The sequence below is a fragment of the Duffyella sp. Ts4 genome, from assembly GCF_051851875.1.
In the GTDB taxonomy this organism is placed as follows: domain Bacteria; phylum Pseudomonadota; class Gammaproteobacteria; order Enterobacterales; family Enterobacteriaceae; genus Duffyella; species Duffyella gerundensis.
The window spans coordinates 441,626-467,118 of sequence record NZ_JBLYPN010000003.1 but is presented as its reverse complement, the minus strand read 5'-3'; the positions used below and the strand labels follow the sequence as shown (position 1 = coordinate 467,118).

Annotated in this window: 18 protein-coding genes; 11 read left to right on the top strand and 7 right to left on the bottom strand. The window is 52.6% G+C overall.

What is annotated here, in order from left to right:
- Positions 1 to 62 precede the first annotated feature (62 nt).
- From ACJY2L_RS07555 to ACJY2L_RS07535, 5 genes are all read left to right on the top strand, one after another.
- Positions 63 to 419, top strand: coding sequence for a hypothetical protein (locus ACJY2L_RS07555; RefSeq protein ID WP_439213466.1), 357 nt, complete (start codon positions 63 to 65; stop codon positions 417 to 419).
- Positions 420 to 466: 47 nt separating this feature from the next.
- Positions 467 to 2,470 carry a protein-disulfide reductase DsbD family protein gene (locus ACJY2L_RS07550; protein ID WP_439213465.1) on the top strand — a complete coding sequence of 668 codons (2,004 nt, stop codon included), beginning with the start codon at positions 467 to 469 and terminating at the stop codon, positions 2,468 to 2,470.
- On the top strand, positions 2,467 to 3,192 hold the full coding sequence (locus tag ACJY2L_RS07545) for a DsbA family protein (RefSeq protein ID WP_439213464.1): 726 nt from the start codon (positions 2,467 to 2,469) through the stop codon (positions 3,190 to 3,192). The genes ACJY2L_RS07550 and ACJY2L_RS07545 overlap by 4 nt, the downstream gene beginning before the upstream one ends.
- Positions 3,192 to 3,695: a protein disulfide oxidoreductase gene (locus ACJY2L_RS07540; protein ID WP_439213462.1), complete on the top strand. Its 504-nt coding sequence runs from the start codon at positions 3,192 to 3,194 to the stop codon at positions 3,693 to 3,695. Before ACJY2L_RS07545 ends, ACJY2L_RS07540 begins: the two co-directional genes overlap by 1 nt.
- A gap of 401 nt (positions 3,696 to 4,096) precedes the next feature.
- A complete protein-coding gene (locus ACJY2L_RS07535; protein WP_439213516.1) occupies positions 4,097 to 5,176 on the top strand; it encodes a mechanosensitive ion channel family protein in 1,080 nt (359 codons plus the stop codon).
- A gap of 196 nt (positions 5,177 to 5,372) precedes the next feature.
- Here the strand turns inward: ACJY2L_RS07535 and ACJY2L_RS07530 are convergent, their stop codons facing one another.
- Both ACJY2L_RS07530 and ACJY2L_RS07525 read right to left on the bottom strand, forming a co-directional pair.
- A complete protein-coding gene (locus ACJY2L_RS07530) occupies positions 5,373 to 5,930 on the bottom strand; it encodes a hypothetical protein (protein ID WP_439213461.1) in 558 nt (185 codons plus the stop codon).
- A gap of 88 nt (positions 5,931 to 6,018) precedes the next feature.
- Positions 6,019 to 6,279, bottom strand: a complete 261-nt coding sequence (locus ACJY2L_RS07525; RefSeq protein ID WP_439213460.1) for a hypothetical protein — start codon at positions 6,277 to 6,279, stop codon at positions 6,019 to 6,021.
- A 329-nt stretch (positions 6,280 to 6,608) separates the two neighbouring features.
- On the opposite strand from ACJY2L_RS07525, the gene ACJY2L_RS07520 reads away from it, so the two are divergent.
- The gene (locus ACJY2L_RS07520; protein ID WP_439213459.1) at positions 6,609 to 6,812 is read left to right on the top strand and encodes a hypothetical protein; all 204 of its coding nucleotides are present in this window, start codon (positions 6,609 to 6,611) and stop codon (positions 6,810 to 6,812) included.
- A gap of 772 nt (positions 6,813 to 7,584) precedes the next feature.
- Positions 7,585 to 7,881 (top strand): hypothetical protein, encoded by a 297-nt coding sequence (locus tag ACJY2L_RS07515; protein ID WP_439213458.1) that lies wholly within the window; start codon positions 7,585 to 7,587, stop codon positions 7,879 to 7,881.
- Positions 7,882 to 8,110: 229 nt separating this feature from the next.
- Here ACJY2L_RS07515 and ACJY2L_RS07510 read toward each other — a convergent pair whose 3' ends face one another.
- From ACJY2L_RS07510 to ACJY2L_RS07495, 4 genes are all read right to left on the bottom strand, one after another.
- A complete protein-coding gene (locus ACJY2L_RS07510) occupies positions 8,111 to 14,122 on the bottom strand; it encodes an autotransporter outer membrane beta-barrel domain-containing protein (protein WP_439213457.1) in 6,012 nt (2,003 codons plus the stop codon).
- Between the two features lie 522 nt (positions 14,123 to 14,644).
- Positions 14,645 to 17,746, bottom strand: a complete 3,102-nt coding sequence (locus ACJY2L_RS07505) for a multidrug efflux RND transporter permease subunit (protein WP_439213456.1) — start codon at positions 17,744 to 17,746, stop codon at positions 14,645 to 14,647.
- Between the two features lie 63 nt (positions 17,747 to 17,809).
- Positions 17,810 to 18,700: an ABC transporter six-transmembrane domain-containing protein gene (locus ACJY2L_RS07500; protein ID WP_439213455.1), complete on the bottom strand. Its 891-nt coding sequence runs from the start codon at positions 18,698 to 18,700 to the stop codon at positions 17,810 to 17,812.
- A gap of 188 nt (positions 18,701 to 18,888) precedes the next feature.
- Positions 18,889 to 19,143: a hypothetical protein gene (locus tag ACJY2L_RS07495; protein WP_439213453.1), complete on the bottom strand. Its 255-nt coding sequence runs from the start codon at positions 19,141 to 19,143 to the stop codon at positions 18,889 to 18,891.
- 283 nt (positions 19,144 to 19,426) lie between these two features.
- On the opposite strand from ACJY2L_RS07495, the gene ACJY2L_RS07490 reads away from it, so the two are divergent.
- Together ACJY2L_RS07490 and ACJY2L_RS07485 are read left to right on the top strand one after the other, a co-directional pair.
- Entirely contained in the window at positions 19,427 to 20,128 is a 702-nt protein-coding gene (locus tag ACJY2L_RS07490; protein ID WP_439213514.1) for a response regulator, read from the top strand.
- Positions 20,125 to 21,192 (top strand): ATP-binding protein, encoded by a 1,068-nt coding sequence (locus ACJY2L_RS07485; protein WP_439213452.1) that lies wholly within the window; start codon positions 20,125 to 20,127, stop codon positions 21,190 to 21,192. The genes ACJY2L_RS07490 and ACJY2L_RS07485 overlap by 4 nt, the downstream gene beginning before the upstream one ends.
- 30 nt (positions 21,193 to 21,222) lie before the next feature.
- On the opposite strand, the gene ACJY2L_RS07480 is transcribed toward ACJY2L_RS07485, so the two are convergent.
- A complete protein-coding gene (locus ACJY2L_RS07480; protein ID WP_439213512.1) occupies positions 21,223 to 22,122 on the bottom strand; it encodes an ATP-grasp fold amidoligase family protein in 900 nt (299 codons plus the stop codon).
- A gap of 283 nt (positions 22,123 to 22,405) precedes the next feature.
- Between ACJY2L_RS07480 and ACJY2L_RS07475 the strand changes: the two genes are divergently transcribed.
- Entirely contained in the window at positions 22,406 to 24,106 is a 1,701-nt protein-coding gene (locus ACJY2L_RS07475) for an Hsp70 family protein (protein WP_439213451.1), read from the top strand.
- The gene (locus tag ACJY2L_RS07470) at positions 24,103 to 25,488 is read left to right on the top strand and encodes a J domain-containing protein (RefSeq protein ID WP_439213449.1); all 1,386 of its coding nucleotides are present in this window, start codon (positions 24,103 to 24,105) and stop codon (positions 25,486 to 25,488) included. Before ACJY2L_RS07475 ends, ACJY2L_RS07470 begins: the two co-directional genes overlap by 4 nt.
- The last annotated feature ends 5 nt before the right edge of the window (positions 25,489 to 25,493 follow it).

The window sequence follows — 25,493 nt, the reverse complement described above, 5'->3', positions numbered from 1 at the left end:
CAGCGCTTGGTGTTTCTGCTGTGATTGCATAAAATGCCCGCACTTTTATCTGAGGCTGCGGCATGATCATATCGCCCCAACGTGCAAAATCGATTCTGGCACTGGTTTGTCTGGTGCTGGCGTTTTGCCTTGTGCAACGCAGCTTCAATCTGCCGACGCAACCTGTGTTGCCCGTCACTGTTTCCGCGCAAACCAGCCACGCAGATGATCTTATCAGCAGCGATAAACCCTGCGCGCTGGGCGCAAAATCCCTCTGCGGCAGTGCGCCACTCCTCGATACCGCTTTACCGTTTCTCATCCTGCTGCTGGCGCTGATCGCCACGCTATTTCAGTCAACTCCGCTCACCGGTTATCGCCGTACGCCGCTTCTGCCGCCGCTGCGGCGACGTCATCTGACTTTCTGCGTCTTTCGGGAATAACGCTACGCGTTGCATCGCGTAACCCTGTTATTCACCGGAGAAAAAACATGAACATTCTGATCAGGAGCCTGATGCTCCTGCTGGCGAGCTGCGCGTTTGTTGTGCAGGCCGCTGACAGTGGCTGGCTGCGCAATGCGCAAAACAGCCATGCCGAGGTACGCCTGCGCACTGCTGCACAGGGTAAAGAGCAGCAGCTGCTGCTGGAAATTCGCCTGCAGCCAGGCTGGAAAACTTACTGGCGTACGCCAGGCGAAGGGGGCGTTGCGCCGGAAATTCGCTGGAACGCGCCTAACGTACAGGCGCAGTGGCACTGGCCGACCCCGGCACGCTTCGATGTTAGCGGCCTCACCACGCAAGGCTATAAAGGTGGCATCACGCTGCCCATCGAGCTGAGTAACCTGACCGGCTCAACGCTTAGCGGTACGTTGACGCTGTCGACCTGCAGCGATGTCTGTCTCTTCACCGACTTCCCGTTCAGCCTCGATCTCAGCCAGCCCGCAGAGGCCAGTTTTACACGTGATTTCGCTCAGGCAATGGGCAAAATCCCGCCAGAAAGCGGACTGACCGATCGGCTCAACGTCAGCTTTGTGAACGGCGAATTGCAGATTCGCGCACAGCGCCAGCTGGGCTGGAGTCAGCCGGAACTGTTCTTTGACTATCCGCCGGACAGCATGCTGGCGGCACCAGAGATTAGCGTCACAGGCGATACCCTTAACGCGCGCGTGCCGGTAACCGACGAATGGGGCGAAGCCGCACCAGACCTGCGCGGAAAAAACCTGTCGCTGGTGCTTGCCGATAGCGGTATTGCTCAACAGAGCAACGTCAGCATCGGCGCGGAGCCATTATTTTATGGCCAGAAGCAGGGCACCACCTTGTGGTCCGTGCTGCTGCTGGCGCTGCTCGGCGGCCTGATCCTCAATCTGATGCCCTGCGTGCTGCCGGTGCTGGCGATCAAGCTCAGCAGCCTGGTGCAGCAGCAGGGGCAATCGCGCCGTCAGACGCGACAACAGTTCCTTGCTTCCAGCGCTGGCATCCTTTTCTCCTTCCTGCTGTTAGCGCTGCTGATGACCGTGCTGCGCCTCAGCGGTCAGGCGCTGGGATGGGGCATTCAGTTCCAGAGCGGCGGTTTCCTGCTGCTGATGGTGCTGGTAATGTTCCTGTTCAGCGCCAGCCTGTTTGACCTCCTGCACTTGCGCCTGCCGTCCGGCCTGAACACCCGGCTCGCCACTCAGGGCGGTGATGGCCTGCCCGGCCACTTCGGCCAGGGCGTGTTTGCCACGCTGCTGGCCACGCCATGCAGCGCACCGTTTCTCGGTACGGCCGTTGCCTATGCGCTGACCGCACCGCTGCCACAGCTGTGGCTGCTGTTTGTGGCGCTGGGTGTGGGCATGAGCCTGCCGTGGCTGCTGGTAGCAGCGCTGCCGGGCCTGGCGCGCTGCCTGCCACGGCCTGGACGCTGGATGGTGCATCTGCGCACCGGACTGGCGCTACTGATGCTGATGGCGACGCTATGGCTGGTCACATTGCTGATTCCACACTGGGGCGCGGCTTTCGCCAGCCTGCTGGCTGTCGTTCTGCTGCTGGTGCTGTTTGGCTGGCTGATCACGCGTCGGGCGCTGCAACAGGCTGGCGTCAGCTTTATCGCACTGACGCTGGCAGGCGCCCTGTTCCTGATGACCAGAATTGAGCCGCAAGTACAGAGCCTGCACTGGCAGCCCCTGACCGAATCCGCAATCAAACAGGCGTTGCAGGACAATAAGCGAGTATTTGTCGATGTCACCGCTGACTGGTGTATCACCTGCAAAGTCAATAAATCCCGCGTTTTGAACCAGCCCGAGGTGCGCGCGGCGCTGCAGGCTGACGATGTGGTGCTGTTGCAGGGAGACTGGACCCAGCCTGACCCGGCAATCGGTGATTTTTTACGGCGGCGCGATCGTGTCGCCATTCCATTTAACCAGATTTATGGTCCTGCACTGCCGCAGGGCCAGATTTTATCGCCGCTGCTAAATCGCGAAGCGCTGATGTTAACCCTTTCTGAGGCAAAAAAATGATCAACAAATCCCTGTTACTTTCCCTGATGTTTCTCGCTCTGCCTGCGCTGGCCGCTCAACCGTTTACACCTGAGCAGGAAGCGCGCATCAGGGAGCTGATTCGCGAAACCCTGGTGCAGAATCCCTCCATTCTGGCCGAAGCAGCGGACGCATTTGATAAACAAGCCACCCGCGAGCAGCAAGATGTGGTCGCGCAAATGGTAGCGAAAAACCATGAGGCACTGTTTAACGATGCCGGTTCTCCACGTATTGGTGCAGCAAAGCCGACGCTGACGCTGGTCTACTTCACCGACTACAACTGCGTATTCTGTAAAAAGTTTGAAGCTGAAATCGATAAAATCCTTAAAGCCTATCCGCAGGTGGCGGTGGTGCTTAAACCACTGCCGTATCGGGCAGAAAGCTCGCTCACCTCAGCGCGGCTGGCGCTCACGGTGTGGGAACAGCAGCCCGGTAACTTTCTTAAATTGCATGAGCGTTTAATGTCCAAAAAGGGCAACCACGACGAAGCCAGCATTGAAGCGGCGCTGAAGAAAACCGGCATTAAGCTGCAAGATCCCAGCAAAGCCAGCCTCGATACCGTCAACCTCAACCTGACGCTGGCGCAGCAGCTGGGCGTACAGGGCACCCCGGCAACGCTGGTAGGCGATCAGCTGATCAGCGGCGCCGTCCCCTATGCGCAACTTGAGGAAGCGGTGAAAAGTGCACTGCAGGCGAAGCCGTAATGCCGCGCCTGAAACGCTGGTTGCGCGAAGCGACAGTGATGGCGCTAATTGTCGCGGTGATACTGTTTGGCATGGACTGGCTGCGCACGCCGCAGCTGCCGGAGAGCCTGGTTCAGCAGCCGCTTAGCACGCTGCAGGGCGAAGCCGATCTGGCACAGCTCAGCCAGCAGCGCCCGGTGCTGGTGTATATCTGGGCCACCTGGTGCGGCGTCTGCAAGCTGACGACGCCTGCCGTGGCATCTCTGAGCCAGAACGGCACACAGGTAGTGAGCGTGGCGTTGCGATCCGGCAATGACCAGCGCGTAGACACCTGGCTGAAAAAAAAGGGGGTGCAGGGCGTTATCGTCAATGACGAAAGCGGCGCACTGAGCGAGCGCTGGGGCATCAATGCCACGCCAACCTTTGTCGTGCTGTACCAGGGTGAGGTGGCAAGCACAACCAGCGGCTGGACCAGCAGCTTCGGATTAAAGCTGCGATTGTGGTGGGCAGAGAAATCAGCCTGAACAGCAAGGCATCTTCGGGTGCCTTATTTTTTGTCTGGTGTTTCTCCTGGTTTCTGGCCAGGCAGGTGTTAATTCATATTGCGCATGATAAATAATTCATCATCCGTTATGCCAGTCAGTCCATGCGCGCTTCACCCGCAGCAGGCTGGCTTGCGCATCATGCTGCTGCATGGCAATGGCGGCTAAATTTCAGGCTAACGACAACATCGCCATTACTGCGCACACCGGGCGACACTCAGCACGCCCGGATATTTTTTTGCTGCAAGGAGGCTGTTTCACGCCTTCTTTCATATAATGGTGGACGTAAATCAGCTTAGCTTCAGATAACCTGAACGATAAGGGTTACTGATTTTTTGAATTGCCCGACAACCGCTGTTGCGGGCTAGATATAAGGGAAAATGATGCCACTGATATTTGGTGAGTTATCTGGTATGCCAACATGGGTGCCTGCTGTATTGCTCGTCACTGTCTCGCTCGCACTGGGTTTTCTGGCGCGATTTATCATTCTCAGATTCATTCGTTACTGGCAGAGCCGCGACCGAAAACTGTTTAAATCCCTGGAAAAACATCTTCGTGGATCGATGTTTCTTTTTATTCCCCTGGTGTTAATTAGCTTAGGGGTTAATTATGTAAATATTGATCCGCGATCGCTGAGTTTTATTGTAACAACCATCAATATATTCATCATATTATCTTTCTGCTCAATATTAATTCGATTGACCAATGTTGCTCAGGATATGTTGTTTATACGCTATGACATTAATCTTTCTAACAATCTTCGTGCCCGCAAGATTCGCACACAGATCATGTATGTTAAAAAGATCGCTATCGTTGTGCTGGTAACCTTTTGTGTTTCTCTGATCCTGCTCAGTTTCCCCGGCGTCCGTAAATTTGGTACTACTATTCTCGCCGGTGCCGGTGTTGCCGGGATAATTATTGGCTTTGCGTTACAGAAGTCGCTGGTTAACCTGTTTGCCGGCATTCAGATAGCCTTTACGCAACCAATAAAGATTGATGATGCCGTGGTGGTTGAAAAAGAGTGGGGATGGATTGAAGAGATCAATTTAACCTATATTGTGGTGCGTCTTTGGGATCTGCGTCGCCTGGTGTTACCCATTACTTACTTTACCGAAAATCCGTTTCAGAACTGGACGCGTAATAACGCACAAATTCTCGGATCCGTTTTTCTTTACGTTGATTACTCGATGCCTTTAGCGCCTTTGCGCGAGCATTTTGAAAAGGTGCTGAGTGAAACAAAGCTGTGGGATAAGGAAACTCAGGTGTTGCAGGTTACGGATACTGATGACAAAACCATGACCATCAGATTATTGATGACAGCGCAGAATTCGCCCACCGCCTTTGATTTACGCTGTCACGTACGGGAAAAAATGATTGAATTTATTCAGAAAAACTATCCTCACGGCCTTCCTCACGTACGGGCAACGCTGACCGACGGCGGTAACGCATCGTCTTCAGGTTGAGTGAATACGCGCGTTATTTCCAGGGGAAGTACAGTCAGGCTAACTCTACTTCCCCTTTCACAGCCAGCTGCGCAGCAATCGTATTGCTGAAGCCGCACAATGTACCCCCATCTCTCGCCTGGCTCTAACGATAATACCCTTTTGGCGTAAATCCATTGTTTGGTACCAGACAGCAAAATCAGGTGCCCACGCGCGGTTAACTGCCGACGTTCCAGCCGGGCAATGCCCGTAACTGTTCGCGACACCGGGCTTCCTCTTCCGAGCTGCGAGCGGCCGCAAGCTGACGCAGCAGCAGCATACAGCGGGTTGTTTTATCCGCCTCATCGCCACCTGGGACAGGCATAATGGCACGGTGAGCGGAGGATCCGGCTTCCATGTCGCCGGGCCGAAACGTGTTTTGACCGGTTGATAACGTACAAGTCTCGTGGCGCATTTTGCTTCTCCAGATGTTCAGGAAATAACCTTCTTTGACTCTAAAGTTATACGCGACTTTAAATTTTGTACAGGTTTGGCCAGCAAAATAGACGCTCACTATGGTGGCATACGTGAGCGTTACGTTGATTCTGTTATCGATTTTATTTTGCCCGACATGAGTTATGTTGCTGATAGTGTCCATCGCCCAGCCAGGTAAAAGGCGCGATTGTCTTGCCAGCATGGCATGCCCGCGAACATCAACGGAGCGGCTAAAAGGAAGGTGGTGTTGCAGAAGGGGACGTAACAACAATACAGGGAGCGGAGGCGTCATCCATGACATTTTCTCCGGCCGGTTGCGCTTTCACGCGACCGATGAGGTCATCTGTCGTCGTCGTCTTCCGGCCGGAGCCGGACTACGTCCATTGGTGTCAGTTCTTTTCTTCGTTCAGGCCTGCAAAAGTACGCAGGAACGGCATTGGCTGATTAGCATGAACAGGCGTAATCAAACTCTTCAGCCAGCGTCTGGCCTCCGACAGCTCGATTAACCGTGCATCGCTGCTAATGTCTACAGCCATACATCCAAGCTCAGCAATAAGAGACACCACATTGATCTCTCTGTTTGCCAGTGCAAGGTGCAACGCCGCCTCACCAATAATGACGTGGCCTTTCTCGTCGTCTTGAAGTAACAAGGTAAATCCTCCATTTGCACGATTAATGACAACCTCACCTGTGACTGTAGCCCTAAGTTACAGAATTGCGCGCAACACTCATTAAAATGGCAAAATAAAAACGTTTATCTCTGCGATTGCTGTAGCTGTTAGCGTTTCCGGTATCTTTCCTGTTCAGGGTGACTCATACTGGCGCCGATGGTTTAGCGGCTCTCCTTAACCTGTTTTAAATAAAGGTGGGCTGAGTAAGCTGAAATTTTCCTGTGATCTACCCGAAGACGTCAATCATCGGTGGCAGAGTATTGGATAAGCACAGATTATTCACTATGTGTGCATAACATGGAGGCGTATTGAACAACAAAGAAACCGCTATATCTGAAGATACACACGCACTTATTGGCAAAATTGTCAGGGATTTACTGGTTCAGCACAGTGTCATTCAACCGCAGCAGTTAACCGATGCATTACATATTTTAAGTCAGACATCGTCCAGCCCTGACACACACGAAAACTGCTTGAAGGTGATCAAAATGCTAATGAAAAAGATGCACTGAGGTAATATTTGCCTGGTGCAGAAGCCCTTTAGTCACATTTTTTCATTCAACACATTCTGACCGAACAATATTTATGATCTCTGTCTTGAAAGCATTTTTTTATTCTCAACACCTCAACATAAAACATTGTTTTTAAACAAATAAAAGAAATCCCTGTAGCCTGGCGTTAACATCTTCTTTCTTATCCGCGCACATCAACGCTTATCAATGTAGCGTCTCATTTATCTTTTCGCTGTCTGCCGGGCGGGATGAATAGTTATCCTGAACCCAGCACGGCTGTAATCAGTCAATGGCTATGCTCTGATTCACGATCATCCTCGCGAAATTAAAAATTCATTATTGCCCGCAGCGGTTTCTTTCCGGCGCAAAAAGTTGACTTATTCAGCCGTAAGGAAAGTTGTACAAAAACCTTTTTTAGTGCAGTAACCTGGACAAATATTAGCGCCACCATCGCCCGATGCCAGTTGCAATAAAGGATTTTCTTCGGAATGAAGAAATTTACATACTGATTGTGAAAGGGTTTTATTCAACAATTCGTGTGGCAAAGGCGCACTCTTCAACCAGAAAGAAATACCGTGATACACAGGACAGAGAACATTATTAATGTACAGGTTTGGTCAAAATTCAAAAATTACAATAAGTGAAGCAACATTTTTGACATTGTAAAAAGCTATTGGTCAACATCAATTATTTTCACCAGCAATATAAAGGGTGGCATAAGCAAGAAATTTAAGTAAACTTAAATCTCTTATTTCAAAGAAGGAGTTTTGCCATGCCAAATTTTGATATTTCTATTGAATTACGTGGTGAGGTTGATGCAGCTGGAGACTATCGTCGGCTACGGGAGATGATGAATGAACATGGGTTCAGGCATAATATTGTTGACAAAACGGGTATGCATTACTGGTTGCCTCGTGACGTATTCAGCTACCAGGGCTTTCTGACGCGCTACGAGATAATGGATAAGGTGCACGACCTGCTGACTGAGTTTTTACCTGCGCCGGGTGTGATGGTGACTGAGTCTTCAGGCCGCTGCTGGCGGGGCCTGGAAAAAATCAACCTGACCTGACAGTCTGTGCTGATAATTTGAAGCACTTTTACGGTATTGCATGCTATCCCTGGATGAGCAATGCGATGAGCTAACCCTTATTGACCTTAACCGTGCTCTGACGGTTGTTCAGGAGCCAGGTCGCAGGACGTCGTCATTAACGCTATTTCAGGTAAAGCAGGCGAGATCAACGCAAAAAAGGCACGCTGCTGTCATTGGCCGTGTGGCCCGCAGGCCACACGGCATACTGCTAAAATGACCAGCGAACGCCTGCGTTATAATGCCAGCCATGCGCACCGTTGCCGTCAATCTCTTTGCGATAATCCGTTTCGGCATAGAGGGAGAGATCGTTTCTGAAGCTCACCGTTCCACCGAGGCCGGTTTCCCACATCTGACCGAATTTGCCGCTGTTAAAACGCTCACTGGCTGGGCTATCGACAGAGCCGATGGTTGCCCTCGCCGTTTTACCCCAGCCGTGATAATAGTTGGCTCGCAAATAGGGCGTATACTGGCGCAGACTGTCATCCTGCCATGTGCGATCCAGCCGCGCACCAAGCCGGCCAATGGTCTGATCATCATTGGTATAGGTAACACGCGTTCGATCCTTATCGGTAAAACTGTCCATATTCACACGCTGCCAGGTGAGTTGCGCCTGCGGCTCAAACCGTAGGCCATTGCTCAGTTCAAATGAGTAACCCGATTCCAGAGAAGCCGTCCAGCCGCTGCCCTTTGGTGACGCCACCGCTTTCTGACGAGCAATATCGGTTTCGCCGCGATAACGGTTCCAGGATAATGAGCCATCAATATACAAACCGCCGTTACGCTGCCAGATGCCATACAGTGCCACGCTGTCACTGTCAAAAGCGGTTGAGCTGTAACCATCTGCAGCCTGAGGTTTAATACGCGCATTGCCGCGTGTGTAAGCCACGCCGCCACGCAGGCTATCCTCGGCCCCCTCCATGCGTAACAGGTTGCCGCCAAGCTGGACCGCGCTGTAGTCGAGATCGAAGTCAAAGCCGTAGTCACTAAGCCCGCGATTGCTCTGATATTTCATGTTCGAACCAAGATAACGAATAAACATTTCACCGCCAACGGCATCTGAATGCGCTGGTTGATGACGCAGTTCGCCAAGCCGTTGATGCAAATCATCGGTGATAGCCAGCGTGTAATAGGCCAAACCGAGCGGGGCGCTCAGATAGGCGGGCACCTGCGGCGTCACGGCCGGACGCACGCCTGTTATGCCGCTACCTGCCTGCGGCTGGCATAGCGTGCCCGCATCACACACGAAGGTGTTGGCAAGCCGGTAATCCCAAAAGCTGTCACCGCTGCCGTTGAGCTGACGCTGGCTGCCGTCGCTGCTGCCCGGCGCAAAGCTGTAGAGGCTGTATTGCCACGGCCCTGATGCCACGTAGCCGCGTTTTACTGCAAAGCTGCCCGCCGTGGCGCTGCCAGAAACCTGCGCCAGCGAAAGCCCTTCCGTGGCGTCGATCGTGCCGTCACGGTTGGTATCCATCAACGCACCGCCGATCAGCGAATCCTCGACCAGGGTGGTTCCGTTGACGTTACCGTTGACGCGCAAACTGTCGCTCTGGGTGGCGGCGGAATTGAGCCGCAACGTGCCATTCATCGATGACAGATCGCCAATGATGGTCAACGTATCCCTGGCTGCCCCGTCGCCGTTAGTCAGATCCAGCGTGCCGCTGTTATTGACCACCAGAGAATCACTGGTTGCTCCCTGCAACAGTGAATGGACGCCATCGCCCGCAAACAGCGTCGATTCACTGTCCACATTAATGGTGCTGTGGGCGAGTTTGATGTTGTCAGTCAGCGTCCACTGGCTACGGTAGAAGTTCAGGGTGCTCCAGCCCGCACCAATGTTGGTACCTTTGTTTAAATCATCACTGACGAAGGATCCGCCGCGCGCCGCAACTTCACTCAGATTCAGCGTGCTGCCGACGCCACCCTGCGTCGTGATATGCTCTGTATTGGCAAGGCTAACTTTTTGCACCGTGGCAATATTATTGCGACCGTTGCCCATCGTCAGGCTACCCTCCAGCGTTCCGCCGGTGACAAACACCGAATCACTGCCGTTGCCGGTGTTGATATCGCCGAGTACGTTGCCATTCAGCAGTGCGACCACATCGTTGGTGGCGCCGCCAGCAACCACCACGGTTTGTGGATTGGGCGCGGTGATGGTGCCTTCATTGATGAACACTGACTCGCCACCGCGCAAATCGATGATCGGCGCGACCACGCTTTGCGATGATATGGCACCCTGGTTGATGACCCGACTGGCGGTGCGGGTGATAATCGCCGAGCCGCCGTTGGCAGACTGAATATCGATGATACCGCCCACCAGAACCTCGCCGGTGGTATTCGCCCGTACGCCAGTGCCTTCACCGGGCACCACAATTGAGTAGCCCTGGCCGATGACCAGATCGTTACTGGTAGTTGACCCATCTTCATTGGCAAACAGATAACCGGTACCGCCATTGCCGACGTAAATCTGTGCGTAGCCTCCGCTATCGAACGACACCGCCGAACGAATCGCGGCACCGCGCCCGCTCTCCAGCCGGACATTACGCAGCGCTATCACGTCGCTTCCGGCACGGTTATTAATCGTACTGCCGCTGCCGTAAGCGCCGATGGTGATATCGTTAGCCAAAAACCACTCCGCGCCCTTTTCCAGTAATACCCCATCGGCGCTGCCGTTGGCGCTTATCGTACTGTAGCCCTGGCCGTCACCCTGCACATTCAGCCCGGCACCGCTGCCGACCCGTAACGCAGCAATGCCGTCATCAACGCGCAGCTGGCTACTGTCCACCGCTTCGTAATAGCCAGCCCCGCCGGTGGCGTCCACGCCGATGCCCGATGCCACGCGCACCTTGCCCCGGTTAATGAACGTCGCGCTGTCATGCACACGCGCGCCGGTGCTGTCTGGACCATTTACATCCACCACGCCCTGATACTGATTGAATATCGCCGAATATTCACCGGCATCAAAAGCGGTGATATTTCGACCATTCCCGCCGATGCTGGAAGCGGCATAAACCGTCGCCCGGTCGCCGGTGGTTACCACCGCCGTGGCGTTTTCTCCATTAAGCGCGATTGGGCTACCGACGATCGCTTCCCCGAGGCTGTATACGCGTATCGCTGCGGCATCCCGACCGTTAACGTTATAAACATCGGTGCGATAGGCGTAGGAGGTTTCGCCGGCTACCGACACACCGGTGGTATTGGCTCCGCTCAACGTTACCGTACCGGGCACCCGCGCATAGACATCGCCACCATTACTGACCTGATACAGTATTGAGTTTTCAGTGCTGACGTCGATAGTGCCGCCATTGCTGAAAATAATGCTGTCCACGTCCGTGGCCTGATAGCCCACCTGGTTAGCATGGTGAAACAATACGCTGCTAAGCGCTCCGGTATTCAGGGTGGCATTTTTGGCTGCGCGGGCGCCGACGGCGTTGTCACCATAAAGATGAATGATACCGTCCTGATTCAACACCGCTAACTCGCCGCTGGCGACAGCGCCATAGGTTGGCTGCATGCTGTCAGCGGTGCCGTAAACGTTCAGCGTGCCCTTATTGGTGATTTCCGTAGGAATGGTACTGGCTTCAGGAGAGTCGTAGCCCGCTGAATATAAACCGATGCCGCCGCGCGTTATGCTGATATCACCGCTGTTAGTCACCTTTGCGCCGGAGCGTGCAACAATGCCGCCCGATCCTGCTCCGCCTAAGGTAATATCGCCGGTATTGACCAGCTGTGCCTGATTCTGCGCCAGCAAACCAATCTGAGTATTTGCCAGGCCGCTAATAGCAGCATGGTTCGTCAACGCAGTGCTGGCATCCGGTACAAAACCGGGGCTGATCACGCTGCCGCGCAGATCGCGTTGATAGCCATCTACCGTTGCCGCACGGGATCCTTCACCGGTGAGACGTAATCGGGTAGCAACATCTATCGTTCCCTGCGCGCCGCCCTCCACCTGTATGCCCGTTGCCGCATTGCCAATGTTGAACGTCGCACCATGAGTGAAAATATCACTGCCCTGACCGCTGCCGATCACGCCCGTTGCGCCCGCTGCGTTAAGTGACAGTGTAATGCCGTTGGCGTCAAAATCTGCGCCGTCGGTCAGGCGGAACAGGGTGCCGTTTCGGCTCGAGGTCAGATAGCGGCCATCGGCAGATAAATTGATCCTGGCGTCCGGGCCGAGGGTGAAGAAACTGATCTGATCTTCTCCACCCGCCGAGTGGGGCACCGCGTTGGCCGTGACGTTGGCTATCGCATTGCCCTCTGCGCGGATGCCGATAGCCGCGTTGCCACTCAGGTTAATCGGTCCGCTGAGCTCTGCTCTTGCCTGGCCGCCCGGCTGGCCAGTTACCCACACAGCCGTGTTATGGCTACCGCCAGCGGCGTCAGCGTTGCCATTGACGTTGATCGTCCCGGTAGAATAGGCACTGGCGCTATGGCCTGCGGTGGCGATCACCTTGATGCCGGTACTGTTATCGCCGTTCAGGTTAATCGTACCGCTGTTGCCTACATCGCCACCGCTGCCAGCGTCGATCACCAGCATGCCGATATTCTCCAGCGGCTGGGCCTGCGCCCGTCCGTTAACATCAATGACGCCGTTATTCTGCGCCAGCGCCGCCGGTCCGGATTCAACGCGCATGCCAACGGCATTTTGCACGCTGGAGCCGATAACAATATGCCCGTTATTGATGGCACTGCTGTTAAGCCTTTGCTGAATAGCACTGACGCCACCGCTGAGATTAACCGCAACATCCTGCGTGGGATCGGTTTTAAGATTTTGTGGCGAGCGGCCAATATAAAGGGTGCCATCTTCAGCGTTGATAAAGCGGCTTTGGCCGCTGAGGTTGACGCCTGCCACAGTGGTGCCGTTACGCACCTCGGCTACGCCAATGTTGATATTACCGTGGTTGATTGCGTTGCCGTCGCTGAGCCAAATCCCATCGCTTCTGCCGAATGGCAGCGCATCGCCTGGTGCCATGTTGATGATGCCATTATTGGTGAACTGGCTGCCGCTGCTCACCACCACGGCTTTGGCCGTATAGCCCAGCGTATTGCCATCAACGCCTTCGCCGCTAGTCGGATTCAAAAAGCCGCTGTTTATCACGCCATTATTCAGCCCGGAGCTGCCACCGAGCAACGCCAGAGCGCTGCTGTCCGCATGAGCCGCGCCGGTTACCGCAAGTTTACCGTCAACGATCGCCGTCGCACCTCCGCTGGCGCGCACCGCAGCGCTGCTGCTGTTTACCACCTCAAGCGTGCTATCGGCAGCAATTTTCACGCTGGCCTGATAACCCGCGGCGCCTAATACCACCTGATCGCCATAGGGTTGCCTGACCTCATCATGGCGGTTATTGGCTGCCATGCGATAAACCACGCTGGCTTCATTTAAGGTGAAGGCTTTATTAAACGCCTGCCCGTACTGTTCCTGCGTGATATGCGCATTCAGCAGTTGATTGATTAGCCAGTCATTGTAATCACGCAGTTCGCCAAGGTTGGTCACATTAAAGGTTGTGGTGCTGCCATTCAGCGTATCAACGGTGAATATGCCGGTATAAGTCACCACACTGTCCGCGCTGTAGGTCAGGCGATCGCCACTGAAAGGCGGCGCGGCGGCGGTGAAGGTAATGCGATTGTCGGAGTGCCAGTTCAGATGACCGCGGTTGGACGCGGTAAACAGTTGGCTCTGTTTAGCCGCCATTGACCAGCTGTTGGTAGTAGAGTGGGTTGCCGCACCGGCCTGCCCGATATCGATATTAAGGGTACCGTTGCTTACCGATGCAACGCGGGCATCAATATATTGCCGATCGTTAACATTATAATAATCCTGCACCTGTGTATCGAGGCCGACAACCGGTAATTCGCTGAATCCCAGACTGTCATACACCTGATAAACTTTATAACTGTTATTTTGATAATCAGGAATGACGATGCTGTAGTTCTGTTTCCCAATATCAATTCGTTCCTGTCCCGTCAGTTTATCATCAACAATTCGGCCAATGCGTTGTAACTCACCAAGCGTTACGCGGGTCGATCCGCTTTCCCCTGGTGCAAACTGCGGTAAACCGCTTAGCGTCTGGGTACTGCCGTTACACAGGCAATATACGCCAGCTTTATTATCATTCACTTCAGGAGTATAGGGTTTCAGAACTGCTGCCGACACACTCAATAACGGCAGCATTACGCCTTGCGCGGCCATAATACCCAGAAATACCGGATTAAATTTAAACACATTGTTTTCCTCAACAGAGAAAAGACAAAACCTGAAAACACGCAGCACGCTATTTCAGGCATAATTATTGAAGTGAAATTATTGGTAAGAATAAGCAGATCCAGAGCGAAATAAATAACATCATTTTGCAAAACTATTGTCCAGCAGCATTTAACGATCGGCATCGTAGAAAATCGGCTTTAGGAAAAATCGCCGAATAACCACAATTAACCCTGGCGCTAATTGCAGATCGGTAATAATGCTAATTCAACGTGATAATTAAAAAAAAAGTACCTGTGTTAATCAGGTTTGATTTTTAATCTTTTGATAAAAAACTTTGATTTGATCAGCAAGGAGGTTTTTGTTAACCCTCCACGCCTTTTTTCTACCAGGAACAGCGTAATTCACTGGCGGAAGCAGCGGACGAGGTCAGCAGGCGGGCGGCTGATAGCAGCCAGTTTGCCGTGCGCCTCAAAGAAACAGACGCGTTAATTGGCGATGTTTTTGCTGATAACAGTGAAGAAACCTCGACGCCGCCTTATATCAGGATGTTTTCGACTTTGTTGCTGCTACGCCCCGGAGCACAACCAGATAAAACACCGGCACAAAAAATATGGCGAGCAGCGTGCCGCTTATCATGCCGCCAAAAACACCGGTGCCAATGGCGTGTTGCGTGCGCGCACTGGCGCCGCTGGCCACCATCAATGGCACCACGCCAAGCGTAAACGCCAGCGACGTCATAAGAATTGGGCGTAAACGCAGCCGTGCAGCCTGCAATGTGGCATCAAAAAGAGTCATGCCACCGGCAGAGAGCTGACGAGCAAACTCCACAATCAAAATCGCGTTCTTTGTGGACAGGCCAATTAATGTGATCATGCCGACGCGGAAAAAAATGTCGTTGGGCATATCGGCTATGTATACGGCGGCAACCGCACCAATAAGCCCCAGCGGTACCACCAGCATCACCGAGAAGGGAATCGCCCAGCTTTCATACAGCGCTGCCAGAACCATAAACACCACCAATATCGAGAGCACCATCAGCACTGGCATTTGAGAAGCTGACGAACGTTCCTGCAGGGATGTGCCTGTCCACTCCATCATAAAACCCTCCGGGAGCGTAGCGGCCAGTTTTTCCATCTCCGCCATTGCGGCACCGCTGGCGTGGCCGGGTGCCGCGCTGCCGGTTATTTTCACCGCCGGATAGCCCTGATAACGATTGAGCTGCTGCGGCGACAAACCCCAACTTATCGTGGCAAAAGAGGCTAAAGAGACCATCTCATTCCTGTTGTTACGCACAAACAGCTTCATGAGATCCTCAGTTTGCATCCGGAAAGGCGCATCGGCCTGAACGATAACCTGCTGTACGCGTGCATTGTCGCTGTAGTCGTTGACGTAATTTGAGCCTGAGGCGGAAGAGATCGTCTGGTTTATCTCTTCAAAGGAAACGCCCATGGCCTGCGCTTTTTCCCGGTCGATATTCAGCGTGGCACTGACTCCCTCCGGCAGGCCGTCCAGATACACATCGGTGACAATGTGGCTGCTAGCCGCCTGCGCCATCAGCTGTTGCTGAGCGGCAATCAATGCCGCATAGCCTTTGCCAGCACGATCCTGCAGATAAAAGGTAAAGCCCGAGGAGGTGCCCATATCGGAAATCGCTGGCGGCATCAGGCTCATCACGGTTGCATCCGGATCGGCACTCATGGCGGCCTGAATATAATCCGCTTCTTCAGCGGCGTTGGTACCGTGGCGTTCTTCCCACGTCTTTAACGTGGTGAAGGCGAGGGCAGTGTTGGCACCTGAGCCGGAAAAACCGAAGCCGAAGATTGACAGGTTACCTTGAATACTTTCTCGCGCGGCAACCAGTGTTTCATAGCGGTTCATCACTTCACGCGTTCGCTGCTGCGTGGCATCAGAAGGAAGTTGAACCGACGTCATAAAGTAGCCCTGATCTTCATCAGGAATAAAGGATGAGGGCAGTGCCCGCAGCGCTAAAAACAACATGCCGCACAGCAGGATATACAGCACCATGACGCGACCGGTTCGTTTCAGGATATAGCGCAAACCGGACTCATAGCCCATCGACAGCTGCTTAAAATGACGATTAAACCAGCCTGCAAAGCCGGTTTTATCGGCGTGATGATGGCTGACCGGCTTCAACAGCGAGGCACAAAGCGCAGGCGTCAGCGTCAGAGCAAGAAAGGCAGAAATTAAGATTGAAACCGCCATAGAGAGCGTGAACTGGCGATAGATAACGCCCACTGAACCCGTAGCGAAGCCCATCGGAATGAAAACGGCGGTGAGCACCAGCGTAATACCCGCGATCGCCGGGGTAATTTCGGCCATGGCTTCACGGGTGGCGTCTCGTGGCAAAAGCCCTTTCTCTGCCATCAGCCGTTCAACATTTTCCACCACCACAATGGCATCATCCACGATAATGCCAATCGCCAGCACCATGCCAAACATCGTCAGCACGTTGATGGAAAAGCCGCTTAGCAGCATCACGGTAAAGGTGCCGAGCAGGGCAACCGGCGCCACGATGGCCGGAATAAAGGTGTAGCGCAGGTTTTGCAGAAATAACAGCATAACCAAAAACACCAGCAGCATCGCCTCAAGAAAGCTATGCACCACCTTTTCAATCGAAAGCTTCACAAAAGGGGCAGTATCGAAGGATACGGAGAACTGCATACCTTCCGGTAATAGCGCTGACAACGTATCGAGGCGCGCTCGCACCGCCTGTGCCGTTTTTACCGCATTTGCACCGGTTGCCAGCTGAATGGCTGCAGCGGTTGCCGGCTTGCCGTTTTCACGGGTGGCAAAAGCATAACTTTGTAAACCCTGTTCGACGCGGGCGACATCACCGAGTCGGACTCGGGATCCATCGGCACTGGCGCGGAGCGTAATGTTACTGAATGCCTCAACTGAAGAGAGTTGACCCTGTACCCTTAGCGGATAAGTCACACGCTGACCCGGCAGTGCAGGCTCACTACCGGTTCTGCCGGGCGCTATTTGCGCGTTTTGCTGGCTCAGGGCGGTGGTGACATCGCTAAAGGAGAGGCGGTAATTAAACAGCTTTACCGGATCGATCCAGATACGCATCGCTTTTTCAGCACCAAAAAGCTGCACTTTGCCTACGCCCGGAAGCCGGCGCAGCTCATCCGATACGTTACGGGCAAAATAGTCACTGAGATCGCCTTCACTGTAATGTCCCGACGGTGATTTCAGGCCGGTGATCATCAGAAAAGCAGAGTTAGCCGCCTCTACCTGCAGGCCATTTTGCCGCACCGCCTGCGGCAGGCGCGAATCAACCACCTTAAGCTGGTTCTGCACATCAACCTGAGCCAGACGAATATCGGTGCCGGGCTTGAAGGTCACGGTAATGGTGGCAGTGCCTGAGGCGTCGCTGGCTGATTCAAAATAAAGCAGATTATCCACAGCGGAAATTTCCCGCTCCAGCAGGGAAATCACCGAGGCGTTCATGGTTTCCGGTGTGGCACCGGGATAGGTTGCCGACACCGTTAAACTCGGCGGTGCCACCGACGGGTACTGCGCTACCGGTAGTTGTGGAATGGCGATAAGGCCTGAAAGCACGATAAAAAGTGCAATTACCCAAGCAAAAACCGGGCGCTCAATAAAAAACTGCGGCATCACAGGTATCCGTATAAAAGGGTTTCGTTCTGATCAGAGCAATCCGCTATGTTGCCCGCCTGATTAAGCAGCCTGGGGCTGCCCGGTATTCACCCGTTTTCCGATATCCCTTAGCTGTGAATATTTTTCCAGCAGTTGCGGTGCATCATCCAGGCTCATGGCAAACATCCACATATAGGTCATCACCGCATAAATATGCCCGGCGTCGTGACTACCTCTAAAAGTCATCACCAGAATGGTCATCGCAAACAGCAGGGTAGCGGCCACGCCAATGGTGAGATAGCCGCCAGCTTCCCGATCGGACAGGCAGATCCTCAATCTGGCCAATACGTTATAATGGCGAACCAGAGGAGAAGCCCGTGCGCTGCTGACCAGATTGACCTCTTTTTCCAGGCGATTATTTAACCGCAGAAAAAGCACTTCATTTTTGCGGGTAAATCCACGCAGGAACAGCGTAAACAGCGCCAGAATTAGCAGACAGGCGATACCGGTCCAGAACTCGATGGTCAACAGCATTATCGTTGCGCCAGCAATGGAGACCACCGAGGTGATCAACACCGGCAGATGTTTTTCAAAAAAGTCCACAAACTCACGCGACAACGCAACGCGCGCGGCAACGGTTGACGGAGACTCATTGTCGCGACGCTGGGCGAGTATTACCGGCACGGCTAATTCAGCATAAATTCGGGCAAAGGTGCGTGTATCAACACTGCGGCGCGCGGCGCCAATCGACCACATGGTAAATACCATGCCTGCGTAGAGCACCGCATGCAGCGCCTTACCTGCCAGTATTGAATTAATGGCAAAACCCGCCAGCAGCGGATAAAGCAGCCAGATAACATTTTCAGCGGTGACCAGTAACAGCGTGATCAGCAATTTTTTATAGTGACGACGTCCCAGTGATTTTAATGTGGCGGCCGCGCTGCGTACCGCAATAGCTTCGGTTATATTCATGATTTATTTTTAATTACTAACAAGATGAGAGGTAATTTCTGAAATCCCGCCTTCATAGCCGGGATTGGCAATGAAACGCCATGAGCAAGAGGTGATATTTATCCTCCCTGGCAGCCTGGTCTGCATCGACAATGGGTTATCCTGTGTTAAATATCGGTCAATCCCTGATCAATTCAGGAAAAATTGAGTTATGGATGACGCTTTACCAGCGTAACGGCTCTCCACTCTTCAGCGGTGAATTTATTAGCCCTAATAAACCTGATTTTTTTATCATCGGTATTATTCACGCGATAGAAGTCATCTTTGGCCAGCGATAATTTATCATCCAGCCTGACGTTAACCTGCGTCATTGCATAAGCGATAACTTTACATTTTCCTGACTCGAGAACCATAGCCAAATGGCTTTTCTGCAAAACTTTATAATCAATAACTTTCCAGTGCATAACATGTTACATCCGCTATTATCAGGGTAAGGTTCATCCAGTTATGATGAATAGCGTCCTTAATGAAACAACAATGATAAATGGCACCTGTGTATTGTTAATGGCTGTTTGATGGAGAGAGTGTGGAGAAAGCAAAAATAATAACAAATAGAGGCGTGAATCCTGGATGAACGAGGCACATCCCGTGATTAACAAGAAGCGGCGGCCTGGCATTGTTCGCCGCTGGTATTTCCGGCACTGGCTCTATAAAGTATCAGGCATGAGCCGCACAATGGAACAGAGTATGAATCATCACAACGTAATAATGGTGGTTGAAGACGAGCAGGAGATAGCTGAAATCTTAACCAGTTATATTAACAAATCAGCGATGACAGCGATTCATGCGAAAGATGGAGCAACAGGCATGGCGCTGTTCAGGCAGAAAAAACCGGATTTGATTCTGCTGGATATCCAGCTGCCAGATATAACAGGCTGGAATTTCTTAACCGCATTAAGAAAAGAGAGCAACATACCTGTTATTATGGTCACGGCTTTCGATCAGGATATTGATAAGCTGATGGGCCTGCGCCTTGGCGCTGATGATTATATCATTAAACCTTTTAATCCTCTGGAAGTTCTGGCGCGTATCGAAGCCGTTTTGCGCAGAGTAAAACCTGAAGAAGAGCCAAAAAACACCCCGATAAGAACGCACTTCATGACTATTTACCCTGAAGAATTTCATGTGGAAATAGCCATTAATGGAGAAACACACAGCCCTGACTTAACCACCTCGGAATTCAAGCTGCTTGCTTATATGGCTAAATATCCGAGAAAAGTTTTTTCAAGAGAAGCGCTGATGGATTCGTGCCTGCCTGAGGGAGATAAACTTGACCGGACCATTGACAGTCATATTAGTAAATTAAGAAAGAAGCTGGAAAAACTGGGGCTGAATAATGTGCCTGAGAGCGTACGCGGTATTGGCTATCGCCTGGGTAATGAAAAATGAGAAAAAAAAGCGATTTAAGTAAGCAGATACTGCTGTTTATGCTCGGGTTAACGCTGTGTATTATTGTTGTTTCAGTGTTGGGAAGTTACGTTTTTTACACCGTGATTTATAGTTTCCCGAGCTATGCCTCCTCTGCCAATGAAGATGCAGTCACTGTCGTTGACTGGGTATGGATTATTTTTGCCTCCTTGGTCAGCTTAACTCTTGCTGTATTTTTTGCTATACGCTTATCAGCGCGCATTCTTTCTCCTTTGAATTCCGTTGCTACCAGCCTGCAACAAATCACTCATGGCGATCTCAGTGCACGCGCGCTGAGCAAGAAGAGTCATTTAGAGGAAATTAACAGCCTGGTCAGCGACTTTAATCTTATGGCAGAAAAACTACAGGTTATGGATGTTGACAGGAAATCCTGGAATGCTGCTATTGCCCATGAATTGAGGACGCCGGTGACCATATTACGCGGCAGGTTACAGGGTCTGGTTGATGGCGTATTTGAACCCGATCCAAGGCTGTTTAAAAATTTGCTGACCCAGACCGAAGGATTATCCAGAATAATCGATGATCTTAGAGTGGTAGGTTCAACGGACTCGAACGCCTTTTCTTTACAAATAGAGCAGGACAGTTTTGATGATATCATTGAAAAATCGTTGGAAAGCTTTGATGATAAATTAAAAAATGCAGGCTTCTCGATCAGCTTATCCAAAAAAGAATCCACTATCCGATGCGATTCAATAAGGATTTTACAGTGCCTGAACGTCATCCTAGATAACATCACCAACTACTCTACACCTGGATTGGTGATCATTGATTACAGTATGGATGATGAGTTTTATCGTATTTCTGTTACTGACAGTGGGCCAGGGATCGACCCGGAATTCCAGCCGTTTATGTTTGAACCTTTTCAAAGAGGAACAACGGGCCGCTTAGCTAACCCACAGGGTTGCGGCCTGGGCTTATCGGTCGTTCGGGCTATCATGCAGGCGCATAAAGGTGACGTGTTTTACCAGCGCTCTCCAGCGTGCCATTCAACTTTTACCCTGCAGTGGCCGGTCAGAAAAAGCTGATGTCCAGCCGGTCACCCGTGGGCATTACTCCTAGTAAATATCTTGCTCCCACATTTTACCCAGCTGGTAATCCCATTTTACTGGCGTGATAGCCATTTTACCTCTGCAAGGCGTCAGCGTTATTTCACTGAAAAACAGGCCGTTATTATGCAGCATTAAATCTACCCGGCAGTAATCTATTCCCTGAGCTAACGCCTGAGCGGCAAGCAAGGCATTATAAAAAAGTGCAGGTTCGGCGATGGTGCCAGGAGAGTTTGGATGTTCCATCACAAAAGGCTGCAATCTCCAGCCTCTGTCGTAAACATTGATAAACTCATTGCCTTGCAGGTCAGTAAAATCTGCTTCAGTGAAACAGGCTACCCCATTAAAACAGTGTATTCTCAGCATCTCTGGTAACGAATATCTGTCCTTTAGTTTCTCCCTGTGTAGATATTCTTCACACACTAATTTTTTATCTATATCTTTATAATGCCTTTCTCTTGTACTGTAATACATATTTTTTGACAGCGCTAATTCCAGTTTTTTAAATGCTTTTTCTTTATCAAATGTTTTTTTATCGCGGCATACTATTGTGCTGCCGCTGTCATGATTGCATTTCAAAACAAAGCGATCGGGCAGCGTTTCAAGATCAATTTGCCGGGTGTTGTCATATATAGCGATCAACGGTGCCAGCATCACGAGATGCGTTCTGTTTTTTACATACTCTCTTACTTTTATTTTGTCAGCGAGAAGAGTATGTAAAGGATTTCGATCATGAATCATTCTGTAGCAGATTTTCTCATTCAGGGTTAATGGCCTTTTCAAATCTGGTTCAAACTGGTAGAGCTTTTTAAGCCGCCGACGATGAAAAGTTTCATCACTTACTAAAAAGCTTCTTATTACCTTTACCTGATATTCGGCTTTTTTGAGCATAGATTTCAACGTGTTCATTTTACCTCCTGAATAAGAAGGCGCCATTTTAAAAACCTTTCGTTGTGCGAGTTTGTAGCCACTATGTATGTTCTGTGGAGGGCTTGTGTCATTTGGCACAGAAGGAGAGCAAGAAACGGCTTTGAGCGAAACGGGCAGCCGCGTCTGTACATCCACGCTAAAGATCGCTCCCTGACAGACGATAAACAGATTAATCACCTCATTAATTTTCCACAGCCTGTTCAATCGCGCGCCAGATGACGCAAGCGCGGTGATGAGCAACAGGCTCACTCAGGGAGCAAGCATGGCAGCCAGGCAGGTAGCAGGAATCGATCTCGGCACCACTAATAGCGCGGTGGCAGTGTGGCATGACGGTAAATCGCAGCTGATTGCCAATAAACAGGGCGTGCTGTTAACGCCGTCGGTGGTCGGGCTGGACGATCAGGGTAACCTGATCACCGGTCAGCTGGCGCTAGCCCGTCTCAGTACCCATCCGCATCTCACGCAGGCCAGCTTTAAACGCTTTATGGGCACCGAAGCGACGCTCAGGCTGGGAACGCAAACCTTTCGCGCCGAAGAACTCTCCGCCATTTTATTGCGTCAGTTAAAAGAAGATACTGAGCGCTGGCTCGGTCAGCCGATTGTTGATGCGGTGATTACCGTACCGGCGTATTTCAACGACGTACAACGGCGCGCGGTGAAAACCGCCGGTACGCTGGCCGGTCTTAACGTGCTGCGCCTGCTGAACGAACCTACCGCGGCCTCGCTGGCGTTTGGTCTGCTGGAAAACCGCGAGCAAAAATACCTGACCTTTGATTTAGGCGGCGGCACCTTTGATGTTTCGATCATCGACATGTTTGAAGGCGTGATCGAAGTGCGCGCCAGCAGCGGCGATGTCCAGCTTGGTGGTGACGATTTCAGTGAAGCGATCTGTCAGTGGATGCTCAATCAACAGCCGGAGCTGAAAGCCGCGCTGCCCGCCGTGAAACCGCTGCTGCTGGAAGAGGCTGGCCGACTGAAATGCCTGTTGAGCAGCGTGCCCAAAGCCACTGCCGAGCTGCACTGGCAGGAGAAGACCTGGCGCTGGACGATGAGTGAAGAGGCGCTTGCACACTGTTGCCAGCCGCTGATCGCCCGCTTGCAGCAGCCGGTGATGCAGGCGCTGCACGACGCGCGTTTTGCTCTGCACGATCTTGATCATGTGCTGCTGGTCGGCGGCGCAACGCGCATGCCGCTGGTACGTCAGGCGGTAGCACGGCTGTTTGGTCGCTTTCCGCGGCACGATCTGCATCCCGATGAAGCCGTGGCGCTCGGGGCGGGCGTGCAGGCGGGCATGGTGATGCAGGACGCCGCGGTGGAAGATATCATCCTCACCGACGTCATGCCGTTTTCGCTCGGCGTGGAAACGGTCAAGGAAAGTTATGGCAAACAGGAAGAGGGGTTTTTCCTGCCGCTGATTGAGCGCAACACCTGGCTGCCGGTAAGTAAAAACAAAATACTTTATACCGTTGCCGACAATCAAACTCACGTGCTGCTGAAAATTTATCAGGGCGAAGGGCGCCGGATTACCGATAACGTCTATCTCGGCGAGATGAATATCGACATCCCGCCGCGCCCACGCGGTGAAGTTGCCCTTGACGTGCGTTTTACCTATACGCTGGATGGCCTGCTGGAAGTGACCTGTCAGCACAGTGACAGCCCGAGCGCGGTCAGTATGGTGATTGAAAAAGTACCGGGACAGATGAATGCCGAGCAGATTGCGCAGAGCCTGCAAAAGCTCAACGACCTGAAGCGTCATCCGCGCGATCGTCAGGAGAACCGTGAACTGTTGCTGCACGGCTCGCGGCTGTTCGCCTTTCTTTTGGGCGAAGAGCGCGCGTGGATAGATAACGTGATGAGCGTATTTGAACAGGCGCTGGAGAGCCAGGATGAGCGGCGGATCGCTGACGTTCGGCAGAAGGTGGAAGAGGCGCTGGCACAGTTCGAAGAGAGGGCGCCACGATGAATGGCTGGCAGGTGCTGGGCATTGAACCCACCTCCGATGAATCGCTGATCCGCCGCGCCTATGCGCGCCTGTTGAAAGTACATCGACCGGACAGCGATCCCCAGGGTTATCAACAGTTGCGTGAGGCGTTTGACTGGGCAAAAAATCATGCCGGTGCGGCTGAGGCTGAGGCCGAATTCTATGCTCAGCCGCAGCCGCAGCCTGTCGCCGAATCGCAGGATAGTGCGATCGACTGGCCGGAAAAGATCGCCGAACCGCGGGATGAATCGTCGCATACCGTGCCGCAGAGTGACGCGTTTTCCGTCATGCCGCCCTACAGCGAGCAAGAGATCGCCGAACTGGCCGACGCCCTGGTGGAAAAAAGCGCGCAGAATTTTCCTGCGCTGCAGAGGTTGCATCAGCGCGTGAGCGAGAAAGGTAATCTGCTGCAGCAACAGCAATTTCATCAGGATCTGGCGGCGGCGCTGGCAGAACAGCCAGGGCTGCAGAACTGGCTGGTGGAACAGGTCAGCGAACGACTTGGCTGGCAGCTGGAGAGCTATAACAGCGGTCATCTGATACCCGAGGCGTTACAGAGGGCACTGGATGAACGCGTGCGCGCCACTGAAGCGGAAAAAGCCTGGCAAAAGCTGATGGCCGAGCAGCGTCACGCCGGTGGACAGAGCGGCCTGGCGCTGAAACTACTGTGTAGCGATCGCGCCGCCGCGCCGTTCTGGATCAGGCTGGTGCCGGGCTTGCTCGATAAGATGTCGCAGCAGGTTAACCAACTGTGGTCGACGTTCCCTGAGCTGATAGATCGCCTGAATCCCGCCATGCTCGATTTTTTGCGGGAGCGGCCTCGCGCCCTGAGCTGGCAAGGGGTGTTTTTACTGGTGTTCTGGGGTGCGATACTAAACCTGGCAATGCCGGAGGTCGGGCTACTGTCACCCGTCGGTCTGGCCGTCAGCGGCGTAGTGATTTACTCCCTCTGGCTTTATGACCTGATGATGTCAGGCATTCGGCGATCCTGGTTGAGGACGCTGCTTTTAATACTGGATGCGCTGTTTTGTTCGCTGTTGCTGCTGGCGCTTTTTGTGGGTGTGTTAATGCTTGCCAGCAGTGTTGCGCCGCCTAAAGGCGAAAGTGTGGGTGGCTTATTGCCGGTGTTTATCATTGCGATTGAATTGCTGGTGCTGTGGTCTGTCTGGTCAAAGGCGGTTCCCGGCCTGCGTCGTCCCGGCGTAGCGGTGGCACGTTTGCTGTCCAGCCCGTGGCGGCTGCTGAAGGTACTGGAGTTTGAAATCAGCGGCTTTGTACTGGTCAGTGTGTACTCAATGTTCTGTGCAGTGCTGTTGAACAAGCTGCTGAATCAGCTGCTGGCGTTCGTTGCCTGGTTGCCCTAAATGCC

Excerpts from the sequence above, each read along its gene's own strand:
- ACJY2L_RS07555 (WP_439213466.1), top strand. The coding sequence starts at position 63 with ATGATCATATCGCCCCAACGTGCAAAATCGATTCTGGCACTGGTTTGT.
- ACJY2L_RS07550 (WP_439213465.1), top strand. The coding sequence starts at position 467 with ATGAACATTCTGATCAGGAGCCTGATGCTCCTGCTGGCGAGCTGCGCG.
- ACJY2L_RS07545 (WP_439213464.1), top strand. The coding sequence starts at position 2,467 with ATGATCAACAAATCCCTGTTACTTTCCCTGATGTTTCTCGCTCTGCCT.
- ACJY2L_RS07540 (WP_439213462.1), top strand. The coding sequence starts at position 3,192 with ATGCCGCGCCTGAAACGCTGGTTGCGCGAAGCGACAGTGATGGCGCTA.
- ACJY2L_RS07535 (WP_439213516.1), top strand. The coding sequence starts at position 4,097 with ATGCCACTGATATTTGGTGAGTTATCTGGTATGCCAACATGGGTGCCT.
- ACJY2L_RS07530 (WP_439213461.1), bottom strand. The coding sequence starts at position 5,930 with ATGTCATGGATGACGCCTCCGCTCCCTGTATTGTTGTTACGTCCCCTT.
- ACJY2L_RS07515 (WP_439213458.1), top strand. The coding sequence starts at position 7,585 with ATGCCAAATTTTGATATTTCTATTGAATTACGTGGTGAGGTTGATGCA.
- ACJY2L_RS07505 (WP_439213456.1), bottom strand. The coding sequence starts at position 17,746 with ATGCCGCAGTTTTTTATTGAGCGCCCGGTTTTTGCTTGGGTAATTGCA.
- ACJY2L_RS07500 (WP_439213455.1), bottom strand. The coding sequence starts at position 18,700 with ATGAATATAACCGAAGCTATTGCGGTACGCAGCGCGGCCGCCACATTA.
- ACJY2L_RS07495 (WP_439213453.1), bottom strand. The coding sequence starts at position 19,143 with ATGCACTGGAAAGTTATTGATTATAAAGTTTTGCAGAAAAGCCATTTG.
- ACJY2L_RS07490 (WP_439213514.1), top strand. The coding sequence starts at position 19,427 with ATGAATCATCACAACGTAATAATGGTGGTTGAAGACGAGCAGGAGATA.
- ACJY2L_RS07485 (WP_439213452.1), top strand. The coding sequence starts at position 20,125 with ATGAGAAAAAAAAGCGATTTAAGTAAGCAGATACTGCTGTTTATGCTC.
- ACJY2L_RS07480 (WP_439213512.1), bottom strand. The coding sequence starts at position 22,122 with ATGAACACGTTGAAATCTATGCTCAAAAAAGCCGAATATCAGGTAAAG.
- ACJY2L_RS07475 (WP_439213451.1), top strand. The coding sequence starts at position 22,406 with ATGGCAGCCAGGCAGGTAGCAGGAATCGATCTCGGCACCACTAATAGC.
- ACJY2L_RS07470 (WP_439213449.1), top strand. The coding sequence starts at position 24,103 with ATGAATGGCTGGCAGGTGCTGGGCATTGAACCCACCTCCGATGAATCG.